Here is a 12,321-nt window from a genome sequence, read left to right on the forward strand (position 1 = left end):
ACGTCATGAATTTTGCGGTTCTTGTATTTCCGGGATCTAACTGTGACATCGACTGTTTCAAAGCAGTTGAGGACACGATCGGACAACCGGTTGATTATGTATGGCATACGGCGGACGATCTGTCCAAATATGATTGCATCCTTGTACCAGGCGGATTCTCTTATGGGGATTACCTGCGTTGCGGAGCGATTGCGCAATTCACGAACGTGATGAAAGCTGTGGCTAAAGCGGCGGAAGAAGGCAAGTACATTCTAGGTATTTGTAACGGATTCCAAGTTTTGACGGAAGCGAAATTGCTGCCAGGCGCGTTGCTGCGCAACAGCGGCATGAAGTTCCGCTGCCACGACACGATTCTGAAAGTGGAAAACAACACAACAGCTTTCACACGCGATTACGCAGAAGGCGAACTTATCAATATTCCAATCGCACACGGCGAAGGCAACTACTACTGTGATGAGGCTACTTTGAAAGAATTGCAAGAAAACAATCAAATCGTTTTCCGTTATGAAGCAGGGGCTAACCCGAACGGATCGGTGGATGATATTGCAGGAATTAGCAATAAGGCAGGCAATGTTGTAGGTATGATGCCCCATCCGGAGCGCGCTATTCATGAGATTCTGGGCTCCGCTGACGGTAAGAAAATGTTCACATCTATTCTAAGTGCTTGGAGGGAAAAACATGACGCAGCAGCTATCCGCTAAGGAACCAACAGCCGAACAAATCGTGGAACAGAAAATTTACAAGCAGATGGGTGTAACGGACGAAGAGTTTGCCAAAATTTGCGGCTTCCTTGGACGTAATCCTAACTATGTGGAGATCGGCGTATTTAGCGTGATGTGGTCCGAGCATTGTTCGTACAAGAATTCTAAACCGGTTCTTCGCAAATTCCCAGTGACAGGACCTCGCGTTCTAATGGGACCTGGCGAAGGCGCTGGGATCGTAGATATCGGGGACAACCAAGCGGTTGTTTTCAAAATTGAAAGTCATAACCACCCTTCCGCTATCGAGCCTTACCAAGGTGCGGCAACAGGTGTGGGCGGTATTATTCGTGATATTTTCTCCATGGGCGCACGCCCAGTGGCTTTATTGAACTCACTACGTTTCGGCAAGCTGCAAAATGACCGCGTGAAATACCTGTTCGAGCACGTTGTATCTGGTATCGCTGGTTACGGTAACTGTATCGGGATTCCGACAGTTGGCGGCGAAGTGATGTTCGACGAGAGCTACGAAGGTAATCCACTCGTTAATGCGATGTGCGTGGGTCTTATCGACCACGACAAAATTCAGCGCGGTGTTGCCAAAGGTGTAGGCAACCCAGTCTTCTACGTGGGTCCGGCAACGGGCCGTGACGGTATCCACGGTGCGACATTCGCATCCGAGGAGCTGACGGCTGAGTCCGAAGCGAAGCGCCCAGCGGTACAAGTGGGCGATCCATTCATGGAGAAGCTCGTACTGGAAGCGTGCTTAGAGTTAATCGATTCCGGCATCGTGCTCGGAATTCAAGATATGGGCGCTGCAGGTCTTACCTGCTCCAGCGCTGAGATGGCAAGTAAAGCCGGCAACGGCATGGAGCTTTACCTGGATGAAGTTCCGCAGCGCGAAGAAGGCATGACAGCCTATGAAATGATGCTGTCCGAGTCGCAAGAGCGTATGCTTTTCGTTGTTGAGCCGAAGCATGAGGCGCAAGCTAAGGGCATCTTCGAGCGCTGGGGTCTGCACTGCGCGAAAGTCGGCAAGGTAACCGACGACGGTTACCTCAAGCTGATTCACCACGGTGAAGTCGTGGCGAACATGCCTGTAGGCGCACTCGTCGACGAGTGCCCGGTTTACAATAAGCCGAGCAAGGTTCCGGCTTATTATGAAGCAAGCGCAGCGATCGACACAACGCGTTACCCAGAGGTAACGAAGCTGACGGATGCGCTGAAATCCGTACTCGCGTCCCCGACGGTAGCGAGCAAAGAATGGGTTTACAACCAGTATGACCACATGGTTCGTACGGATACAGCTGTGCGTCCGGGTTCGGATGCAGCGGTAGTGACCATTCGCGGAACGCGCAAAGGTCTTGCGATGACAACCGACTGCAACGGACGTTATGTGTACTTGGATCCGGAAGTGGGCGGACGGATTGCTGTTTCTGAAGCAGCGCGTAACGTAGTCTGCTCCGGTGCTGAGCCGCTTGCAGTTACGGATAACTTGAACTTCGGAAGTCCGGACAAGCCTGAGATCTTCTGGCAGCTGGAGAAATCCACAGACGGTATGGCGGAAGCTTGCCGCTTCTTGGATACGCCGGTTATCGGCGGTAACGTTTCTCTATATAACGAGAATGCCAAAGGCGCAATCTACCCAACTCCTGTTATCGGGATGGTAGGTCTGGTGCATGACATCGACCACATCACGACACAAAGCTTCAAAAAAGAAGGCGACATCATCGTCCTGCTTGGCGAGACGAAAGCAGAACTCGGCGGCAGCGAATTCCAATATGTGATTCATGGCGTAACCGAAGGACGTCCTCCGGAGCTGGTTTTAGCGACAGAGAAACGCCTTCAAAACACCGTGCTTAAAGCGATCCAAGAAGGTCTTGTCGCTTCTGCACATGACTTGTCCGAAGGCGGCTTGGCTGTTGCTTTGGCTGAAAGCTGCATCAGCGGCCGCGTAGGCGCTGAAGTGAACGTAGCTTCTGAGCTTCGCCCTGATTTCGCATTGTTCAGCGAATCCCAATCCCGTATTTTGCTAAGTGCTTCCCCGGACAAAGCGGACGCTCTTAAACACTGGATTGCTTCGCAAGGCGTGCCTTACCAAGAAATCGGAACCGTTACGGGTACAGAACTAACCGTCAAAATCAACAACGAACAGCGTCTCCAGTCTCCTGTTAACGAGCTGGCGAAAGTCTGGAAGGATGCGATTCCATGTCTAATGGCATAAAACAATCCAAGGCCCTAAAGCTGCCTGCGGCTCCCCTGGTTAATCTGGGGGATCAGCAGCACGAGCTTTGGACAGGGGAGTACTTCAACGAAGGTGTAGGCGGCCATGGCGGATTGTTTGATAAGCTGAATGAAGAGTGCGGGGTTTTCGGGGTGTATGGTCATTCCGAAGCTTCCTCTCTCTGTTATTATGGCCTTCATGCTTTGCAGCACCGTGGACAGGAAAGCGCTGGTATTTGTACGGTAGAAGATGGCAAGTTTAACTACTATCGTGGCATGGGGCTTGCCAAAGAGGTATTTACGAATGAGAATTTGTCACCTCTGACAGGTTCCACTGCGATTGCACACGTAAGGTATTCCACAGCAGGCGAAAGCAAGCTGGCGAATGCGCAGCCGCTCGTGTTCAAATATCGGGAGGGCGACCTGGCGATAGCGACAAACGGCAACCTGGATAATGCGAACATTATCAAGCGTGAGCTTGAGCGTAAGGGTTCGATTTTCCAAACTACAAGCGACACCGAAGTTCTAGCGCATCTGATTGCCCGTTCTGAGCATGATGATATCGTAGATGCGGTCAAAGATGCTTTGACGCAAGTTATCGGCGGTTTCGCTTTCTTGATTATCACCAAAGACAAACTGATTGCTGCACTCGATCCGAACGGCTTGCGCCCCTTCATGATCGGACGTCTCGGCGATTCGTACTTGTTCGCTTCCGAGTCCTGCGCTTTCGATGCAGTGGGAGCTACGTATTTCCGTGATGTTCAGCCAGGCGAACTCATCGTGCTGGATCGGGACGGTTTCCGTTCCGAGCAGTTCACGGAGAGCGGCCGACGCGCGATTTGTGCGATGGAATATATCTACTTTGCTCGTCCAGACAGCGACATCGATACTGTGAACATTCACTCCGCCCGCAAGCGGATGGGTAAGAAGCTGGCGATGGAAGCTTTCGTAGATGCTGATGTGGTGACAGGGGTGCCGGATTCAAGTATCTCTGCGGCGATTGGTTTTGCTGAACAAACGGGTATCCCTTATGAGCTGGGGCTGATCAAGAACCGCTACACGGGCCGGACGTTCATCATTCCAAGCCAGGAGCTTCGTGAGCAAGGTGTCAAAATGAAGCTGAGCGCCGTTCGCAAGGTGGTCGAAGGCAAACGTGTTGTGATGATCGATGATTCCATCGTTCGTGGAACAACGTCCCTTCGCATTGTTAATTTGCTTAGGGAAGCTGGCGCTACGGAAGTGCATGTGCGGATTTCTTCGCCGCCTTTCATGAATCCATGCTACTACGGCATTGATACACCGGATCGGAAAGAGCTGATTGCTGCGATGAACTCGATCGAGGAAATTCGCAAAGCGATTAACGCGGATTCCCTGCATTTTCTAACCAAAGATGGGCTGCTCGATTCCATTGGTCAAGGATCGGCTGGTTCCGAAAGTGGGTACTGTACAGCTTGCTTCGATAATACGTACCCAACGGAGATTGTGGATGTTACGAAGATTGGCTGTGCTTGCGATTAACGAAGAGGGGAAGGCCTTCGGGCCTCCTGATCTACATAGACAAATATAAGGAGTGGTTGCGAAGTGTCGGATGCTTACAAAAAGGCCGGAGTCGATATCGCGGCAGGTAACGAAGCAGTAGAACGGATGAAAAAACACGTCAAACGGACCTTCCGTCCTGAAGTGTTAACTGACCTCGGTGGCTTCGGCGGGCTGTTCAGCTTGAACAAAGACAAGTATGAGGAGCCTGTGCTCGTATCTGGTACAGATGGCGTGGGCACGAAGCTGAAGATTGCTTTTGCAATGGATAAGCATGATACGATTGGGATCGACGCGGTTGCCATGTGCGTGAACGATATTATTGTTCAGGGCGCTGAGCCGTTGTTCTTCCTCGACTATCTCGCTTGTGACAAAGTAGTTCCAGAGAAAATTGAGGCTATTATCAAAGGGATCGCTGACGGTTGTGCGCAGTCTGGCTGCTCACTCATCGGTGGCGAAACGGCGGAAATGCCTGGCATGTATGCACAAGGGGAGTATGACATTGCCGGCTTTACGGTTGGAATCGTCGACAAGAAAAAGATCATCGATGGTACAACAATCCGTCCTGGAGACGTAGTGTTAGGTCTGGCTTCAAGCGGTGTGCACAGTAACGGGTTCTCTCTTGTGCGCAGGCTTTTGCTGGAAGAGAAAGGGTACACGCTTCAAGGTCATGTGGAAGAACTGGGCGATAAGCTTGGCAACGTGCTGCTAGAGCCAACTAAGCTTTATGTGAAGCCGATTCTGGCGATGCTGGAAGACGTAGCAATCAAAGGCATGGCGCATATTACAGGCGGAGGCTTTATCGAAAATATTCCGCGTGTTCTGCCTGACGGCGTGAACGTGGATATCCAATACGGCTCATGGCCGATCCTGCCGATCTTCTCTTTGATGCAGCGTGAGGGGGGCATAACGAACAACGATATGTTCCGCACGTTCAACATGGGGATCGGAATGGTTATTATCGTCCATGCAGATGATGCGGACAAAGCGGTTGCCGCAGCAGAAGCGCAAGGCGAGAAAGTTTACCGTCTAGGCGTTGTTACTGAAGGTGAGCGTGTCGTAACATTCCAAGGAGCTGAGGTGTAATGCAGCCTTATCGCGTAGCGATTTTTGCTTCGGGCAGCGGTACGAATTTCCAAGCCATTGTGGATCAGGTACAGAAGGGGAAGCTTGATGTCAGCATCGAGCTTCTTGTCTGTGATCGTCCTGAAGCATACGTGGTGGAGCGCGCAACAGAAGCGAAAGTGCCTGTATTCGCGTTCCGTCCCAAAGAATATGCCAATCGAGAGGCTTATGAAGCTCTTATTCTAAAGGAATTGCAAGAACGGCAAGTTGATCTCATCGTGATGGCCGGTTATATGCGCATCATCACGAATGTGCTGGTTGAACCGTTTTTTGGCCGGATGATCAACGTGCATCCATCGCTGCTGCCGTCCTTCCCGGGCGTGCGTGCGATTGAGCAGGCCGTTGAATACGGCGTGAAGCAAACAGGCGTCACCGTGCACTTCGTGGATGGCGGGCTGGACTCTGGCCCGATCATTGCGCAGCGTGCCGTGGAGATCCACGAGCACGAGACGGCAGAATCGCTCGCAGAGCGGATTCATGCGGCTGAGCACGTGCTGCTGCCACAGGTAATTCGCTGGCTGCGCGAGGGCCGCGTGAGCATGGATGGCCGCAGGGTGGGTATTAAGCTGTAAGGTGTTTTACAACGTTAAATAAATTCATTTTCTGGGAGGAAGAACCGTGGCAATCAAAAGAGCACTGATCAGCGTGTCCGATAAAACGGGGATCGTTGAGTTCGCAAGCGAGCTGGCGAAGCTGGGCGTTGAGATCATTTCTACTGGCGGTACGCAAAGTTTGTTGAAGGATAAAGGGGTGCCGGTTATCGGTATTTCCGAGGTTACAGGCTTCCCTGAGATCATGGATGGCCGCGTCAAAACGCTGCATCCAGCTGTTCACAGCGGACTTCTGGCAGTTCGTGACAACGAAGAGCATCAAGCGAGCATGAAGAAGCTTGGCCTGGATTATATTGATCTGGTTGTCGTGAATTTGTATCCTTTCGCTGAGACAATTGCGAAGCCGAACGTCTCTTACGAAGACGCGATCGAGAACATCGATATCGGCGGACCGACGATGCTTCGTTCAGCGGCCAAAAACCATGCGTTCGTATCCGTGGTTGTCGATGCAGCTGACTATGCCAAGGTGCTTGAAGAAGTACAAGAGACTGGCGATACATCACTTGAAACGCGCAAACAACTTGCGGCCAAAGTGTTCCGTCACACAGGCTCTTACGATGCTTTGATTGCAGACTATTTGTCCAAGCAAATGGGCGAGCCTTACCCAGAGCGTTACACAGTCACTTACGAGAAAATGCAAGATCTTCGCTACGGAGAAAACCCGCATCAAAGCGCGGCGTTCTACCGCAAGCCGAATGCGGCTGCAGGCAACATTACTACAGCTGAACAGCTTCATGGCAAAGAGCTTTCCTACAATAATATTAATGACGCTAATACAGCGCTCCAAATCGTTAAGGAATTCAGCGAGCCTGCCGTTGTTGCAGTTAAGCATATGAATCCTTGTGGTGTAGGTATCGGCAGTAACGTGCTTGAAGCTTACCAAAAAGCGTACGCAGCTGACCCTACGTCCATCTTCGGTGGCATCGTTGCAGCTAACCGTGCGGTTGACGAAGCAACAGCGCAATTGCTGCATGAGATTTTCCTGGAAATCGTCATTGCGCCTGATTTTACACCGGAAGCGCTAGATATCCTCTCCAAAAAGAAAAATATCCGTCTACTGAAAGTAGTCGGCTTAGATACCGTTGCTGGCCGCAAGGCAGAGCCAGTCGTTACAACCGTTGAGGGCGGCATGCTCGTGCAAGATAGCGACGCTTACCAACTGACAGAAGCAGATCTGAAAGTCGTATCTGAGCGTCAGCCGACGGAAGAAGAGATGAAACAGCTGCTTTTCGCATGGAAAGTAGTTAAGCACGTTAAATCTAATGCCATTGTACTTGTCGCTGATGACATGACGGTCGGCGTAGGCGCTGGTCAAATGAATCGTGTAGGAGCAGCGAAAATTGCGATTGAGCAAGCTGGGGACAAGTCGAAAGGCGCTGTGCTATCCTCCGATGCTTTCTTCCCAATGGGCGACACACTGGAAATGGCTGCGAAAGCAGGCATCACAGCGGTTATCCAACCAGGTGGATCTATCAAAGATGAAGAGTCCATTCGCGTTGCGAACGAGCACGGAATCGCAATGGTCATGACGGGCGTTCGTCACTTCAAACACTAAAAATAACTGAGAATGCTCACGATTCGAGTGCGGAACGTGGGCATTCCCCATGAAAGGGACTGGTGACAAGAAGATGCGTGTATTAGTTATTGGACGAGGCGGGCGCGAGCATGCCATTGTATGGGCACTGAGCAAAAGCCCGAAAATCAGCAAGCTTTTCTGTGCACCGGGGAACGGCGGTATTGCAGGATTGGCGGAATGTGTGCCGATTACGGAGCTTCAATTCGAAGAGATCAGCACGTTTGCGAAAGAGCAGGCCATTGATTTGGTTATGGTAGCTCCTGACGATCCGCTGGCAGCAGGTCTTGTGGATCACTTGGAATCCAAAGGGATCGAGGCTTTCGGACCTCGCGCGAATGCAGCGATCATCGAAGGAAGCAAAGTATTTATGAAGGAGCTCCTGAAAAAATACAACATTCCTACGGCGGCGTACGAGACTTTTGACGCATATGAGCCGGCTCTTACTTACTTGCGTACGCAAAAAGCGCCAATCGTTATCAAAGCTGACGGACTAGCGGCTGGTAAAGGCGTGACTGTTGCGCAAACGATGGAAGAAGCGGAAGCGGCGCTTCGCGATATTATGGTGGATCAAGTGTTTGGCAAATCCGGTGCTAGCGTGGTTATTGAGGAGTTTCTAACGGGGCAAGAGATGTCACTGCTTGCTTTCGTGGATGGCTCGACGGTTCGTCTGATGGTTCCATCTCAGGATCATAAGCCAGTTTATGATGATGACAAAGGACCGAATACAGGCGGAATGGGTACGTATTCACCGCTGCCGCATATCCCTGAGTCTATTGTGCAGGAAGCACTTGCGAACATTGTACAGCCGACTGCTGATGCAATGGTTCAGGAAGGCCGACCGTTCAAGGGCGTGCTTTATGCGGGTCTGATTTTGACCCCGAACGGTGTGAAGACAATCGAGTTCAACGCACGTTTCGGAGATCCAGAGACGCAGGTTATTTTACCTCGCCTCAAAACCGATCTACTTGATATTTTCCTTGCGATCAACAACGGAACGTTGGCTGAGCAGCAAATTGAGTGGAGTGAAGAGGCAGCGGTTTGTGTAATCGTCGCTTCCGGCGGTTATCCAGGACCTTATCCGAAAGGTTTGCCGATTACAGGGCTTGAGAACGTGCAGGATTCCTTAGTGTTCCACGCAGGAACAGCTTTGGAGAATGGACAGATCGTGACGAATGGCGGACGCGTTCTGGGCATCACAGGTATCGGTAAAGACATTATCGAAGCTCGTCAGAAAGCTTATGCGGATGCGGACCGGATTCATTTTGAAGGGAAGCACTACCGGACGGATATTGCGATGAAAGCTTTGAAATAGAACTTTGAAATAGAACTTTGAAATAGAACAAGGAAAAAGAACAATGAAAAAACACAGTGTCTTTCTTGCGGGAAAGGGCTGTGTTTTTGCTTTTATACTACTTATCTTTCCCGCCGCGGATGTACTTGTCTTTGTTTTTGAATTCGTACCAGATGGCTAGGAGTACGCCGACGATGAGCGCTAGCGAAATCCAGTTATCCACGATAAAGTGCCAGAGGGTATTCATGCGATTGCCTCCTTGGATGTGCCTTTCAGATAGTTTTGGCTGCTGCTGCGCGTTTCATGCATGGTTAATGAACAGATAGGGGAGAACGGTGTGATGAATGTGGTAAAAAGGGCGATGCAGCTAGTGCTGGTCTTGCTGGTTGGCTTGGTCGCTGCTTGCGGCGGCGAGCAGGTTGGTGTAGGGCAAGCGAATAGCTTGCCGGCGGTGGCGGTTGCGCCGACGCCGGAGTCGCCGGCGGCAGTGGTGCAGCCGGTGCAAGTGCCGGCACCAGCGGTGCTGGAGCAGGGGTCAGAGCCAGCACCAGTGGAATCGCAGGCTGTGGCGCGCAGGCTGGTGATGCTGGACCCGGGGCATCAACGTCACGGCAACAACGCGCCCGAGGCCGTAGGCCCGGATACGCGTGAGACAAAACCAAAGGTCAGCTCCGGCACCGTCGGCGTCCGTACGAAGAAACCGGAATATGTGCTGAACCTGGAGGTTTCGCAGTTAATCAAGGCCGAGCTGATGAAGCGAGGCATCGAAGTTGCGATGACCCGCGAGTCGCACGAGGTCGATATTTCCAATAAGCAGCGCGCGGATATGGCTAATGAGGCCAGCGCAGCGCTGGCTGTGCGCATCCATGCGGATGGGGATAGCTCGCCGAAAACCAGCGGGTTTTCGGTTTTGTATCCTTCGGCTAGCGTAGCTTCGCTAAAGCCAATTGCAGCAGACAGCCGGCAAGCTGCCGGTTTCATTGCCGAGCAGCTAAAGGCTGTGACAGGGACGCCAGGCAGAGGGCTGTCGGCGCGCAGCGACTTGTCCGGTTTTAACTGGTCCAAGGTGCCAGTCGTGTTGGTCGAGCTCGGTTTCATGACCAACCCCGAAGAAGATGAGCGGCTGTCGGAAGCCGAGTATCAGCAAAAGCTCGCTGTCGGCATTGCTGATGGTCTTGAACAGTTTTTGAGCGCTCGATGATTGGCTGTCAGATAGACGTCTAGCCATTGAGCTACCAGCTGCCTGCCACCGCGCCGCCTTCTACCCGCCGCCCAGCTTCCCAACGTCAGTCGTCGCGCGGCCACTCACGGCCATTCGCCGCCGCCGCCCAGCCACTCACCATAACTCGTCGCCCGGCCGATCACCCCCATTTACCGAAGCTGCCCAGCCACTCACCGCCACCCACCGCCCACTACCAGCCCACCAGCCAGGGTTTCATTGGAGTAAATCCAACGCAAAGAGGGATATGGTAGTTGAAATCTTGATTTGATTGGATGAAATCCAATAGGGTGAGCCTTTTGAGGCTCTAATTGGCGAAATTCCTTGGTTACATTGGATTCTGTCCAACGAAAAGTAAGAATGTAGCCTCAAAATCGTTCATTCATTGGATTTCATCCAACGACCCTTGAAAATAGAAGACAAACTTCCTGAGCAAATCAAATCCGGAGGATGATGTTGCTGGGTTTTATTTCTCAACAGTAGAGAATACTGTAGAATATTGGTAAAATATTTCCAAACCGGACGAAGGGGTGATTGGTCATGCTGCCAGCCTTTTTTATTGCGCATGGTACACCGAATTTGGCGATGGAGCAGCATGCTTACACGGAGTTTTTGCACAAACTGGCGAAGAGCATACCGCAGCCCAAAGCGGTCGTTGTATTCAGTGCTTATTGGGAGAGTCCTGTGCAGGCGATTAGCTCAGCGATTCATCCGGAGATGATCTATCCTGTTTCGGGAGTATCAGAAAAGGTTTATAGCATTAAGTACCCAGTTAGAGGCGATTTGACGCTGAGTTTGCACATTCAGCAGCTGCTTCAAGAGGAAGGCATCCGCTGTGAACTGGATGATGAGCGGGGATTGGATCATGGGGTATGGGCGCCCCTGTACATGATGTACCCGGATGCGCAGATTCCCGTGGTGGAGCTCTCGGTGAATCCGAGGTTGACGCCGGAGGAGCATTACCGCATTGGTGCGGCGCTTGGGCCTTTGCGAGAGGAGGATGTCCTCATCCTCGGAAGTGGTGGCACCGTGCACAATTTGCGCCGGTTGGATCGAAATAATCCGGTGCCTCAGCTGTGGGCAGTTGAATTCGATGAGTGGCTGGCGGAGCAGCTCGAAACGTGGAATCTTGAGGCGCTCGTGCGGTACGACGAAAGAGCGCCTCATGCGGCTGTGGCGGTGCCGACGCCGCAGCATTTTGCGCCTTTGCTGCTGGCACTGGGTGCCGCAGATGGCGCACGTCGGGCGAAGCTGCTGCATCACAGCTTCCAGATGGGCACGCTCAGCCTATGCTGCTGGATGTTCGGCGGCTTGAAAAAGCCGCAGCGATTCCTGGATTAAGCGCCGCCGGCGCTAGTCGAGGAATCGCTCTTTGAACTCTGGCTTCGGCAGCATGCAGTGCTCAGCCTTGCCGAACCAGCGATAGCGGTTCCGCGCGATGAAGGCATAGCCTAGATTTCGCAGCGGAGGCGGAATGACAATGGCCGCGTACGCTAGCGGGTAAGCGCCGCGCAGCCGCCGGGCAATGCGCAGCGCCGCCGTCGAGCGCGTATAGGCGCGCCCGTCCTCAATCAGCACAATGGTGCTGATGTTGTCCGTGGGCAGCCGGTGCTGCTCCAGCAGCTTGTGCCCGGCAGCCGACTGCAAGGACGCGAAGCGGAAATGGCCCTTCGGGTCGTTCCGCAGGATGAACTGCACAGCTCCGCTGCATAAATTACAGACGCCGTCGAACAGAATGACGGCTTTGTCATCAGTCGGCTTAGTCATGGGGGATGCCTCCTTTGATGGATGTCGGCTTTCTGATGGCCGCATGGTCAGCTAGATTCTCGCTAGCGGACTTCAAGTCCAAGCGAATCATGTAAAAAGTACAGCAAATTTGCTCAAGATGGTATGCTGATAAGAAATACCTGCATTTTGTACATGTAAATCAGCCGAATTGGTCTGAAATGCCCCAGAATCGCGAAAAGAGATGTATGTTTTGCATCTTTTCCTCCAAATTGGGGGGAAGCACCAAAATTTACTGTACTTTTTACATGATGTTA

Annotated in this window: 11 protein-coding genes; 9 read left to right on the forward strand and 2 right to left on the reverse strand. The window is 52.1% G+C overall.

The genetic code is table 11. The annotated features are described in order from the left end of the window. The first annotated feature begins 5 nt into the window (after window positions 1-5). From purQ to purD, 7 genes are all read left to right on the forward strand, one after another. On the forward strand, window positions 6-701 hold the full coding sequence (purQ, locus tag GQF01_RS00625; protein ID WP_161404774.1) for a phosphoribosylformylglycinamidine synthase subunit PurQ: 696 nt from the start codon (window positions 6-8) through the stop codon (window positions 699-701). Beyond that, window positions 679-2,922, forward strand: a complete 2,244-nt coding sequence (gene purL, locus GQF01_RS00630; protein WP_161404776.1) for a phosphoribosylformylglycinamidine synthase subunit PurL — start codon at window positions 679-681, stop codon at window positions 2,920-2,922. The genes purQ and purL overlap by 23 nt, the downstream gene beginning before the upstream one ends. Beyond that, window positions 2,907-4,439: an amidophosphoribosyltransferase gene (gene purF / locus GQF01_RS00635; RefSeq protein ID WP_161404778.1), complete on the forward strand. Its 1,533-nt coding sequence runs from the start codon at window positions 2,907-2,909 to the stop codon at window positions 4,437-4,439. Before purL ends, purF begins: the two co-directional genes overlap by 16 nt. Window positions 4,440-4,502: 63 nt before the next feature. Beyond that, complete coding sequence (gene purM, locus GQF01_RS00640; protein ID WP_161404780.1) at window positions 4,503-5,543, forward strand: phosphoribosylformylglycinamidine cyclo-ligase; 1,041 nt, start codon at window positions 4,503-4,505, stop codon at window positions 5,541-5,543. Then, window positions 5,543-6,154, forward strand: coding sequence for a phosphoribosylglycinamide formyltransferase (purN, locus tag GQF01_RS00645; RefSeq protein WP_161404782.1), 612 nt, complete (start codon window positions 5,543-5,545; stop codon window positions 6,152-6,154). Before purM ends, purN begins: the two co-directional genes overlap by 1 nt. Before the next feature lie 46 nt (window positions 6,155-6,200). Further along, the gene (gene purH / locus GQF01_RS00650; protein ID WP_161404784.1) at window positions 6,201-7,748 is read left to right on the forward strand and encodes a bifunctional phosphoribosylaminoimidazolecarboxamide formyltransferase/IMP cyclohydrolase; all 1,548 of its coding nucleotides are present in this window, start codon (window positions 6,201-6,203) and stop codon (window positions 7,746-7,748) included. 73 nt (window positions 7,749-7,821) lie between these two features. Continuing rightward, the gene (gene purD, locus GQF01_RS00655; protein WP_161404786.1) at window positions 7,822-9,081 is read left to right on the forward strand and encodes a phosphoribosylamine--glycine ligase; all 1,260 of its coding nucleotides are present in this window, start codon (window positions 7,822-7,824) and stop codon (window positions 9,079-9,081) included. Between the two features lie 97 nt (window positions 9,082-9,178). Here the strand turns inward: purD and GQF01_RS36550 are convergent, their stop codons facing one another. Continuing rightward, complete coding sequence (locus tag GQF01_RS36550) at window positions 9,179-9,307, reverse strand: hypothetical protein (RefSeq protein WP_268894310.1); 129 nt, start codon at window positions 9,305-9,307, stop codon at window positions 9,179-9,181. Between the two features lie 114 nt (window positions 9,308-9,421). On the opposite strand from GQF01_RS36550, the gene GQF01_RS00660 reads away from it, so the two are divergent. Then, window positions 9,422-10,261 carry an N-acetylmuramoyl-L-alanine amidase family protein gene (locus GQF01_RS00660; protein ID WP_161404788.1) on the forward strand — a complete coding sequence of 280 codons (840 nt, stop codon included), beginning with the start codon at window positions 9,422-9,424 and terminating at the stop codon, window positions 10,259-10,261. Window positions 10,262-10,819: 558 nt separating this feature from the next. Beyond that, a complete protein-coding gene (locus GQF01_RS00665) occupies window positions 10,820-11,620 on the forward strand; it encodes a DODA-type extradiol aromatic ring-opening family dioxygenase (RefSeq protein ID WP_161404790.1) in 801 nt (266 codons plus the stop codon). A gap of 12 nt (window positions 11,621-11,632) precedes the next feature. On the opposite strand, the gene GQF01_RS00670 is transcribed toward GQF01_RS00665, so the two are convergent. Beyond that, complete coding sequence (locus GQF01_RS00670) at window positions 11,633-12,046, reverse strand: thiol-disulfide oxidoreductase DCC family protein (RefSeq protein ID WP_161404792.1); 414 nt, start codon at window positions 12,044-12,046, stop codon at window positions 11,633-11,635. Window positions 12,047-12,321: the final 275 nt, after the last annotated feature.

It is taken from the genome of Paenibacillus silvestris (assembly GCF_009882985.1).
GTDB classification, from domain to species: domain Bacteria; phylum Bacillota; class Bacilli; order Paenibacillales; family NBRC-103111; genus Paenibacillus_E; species Paenibacillus_E silvestris.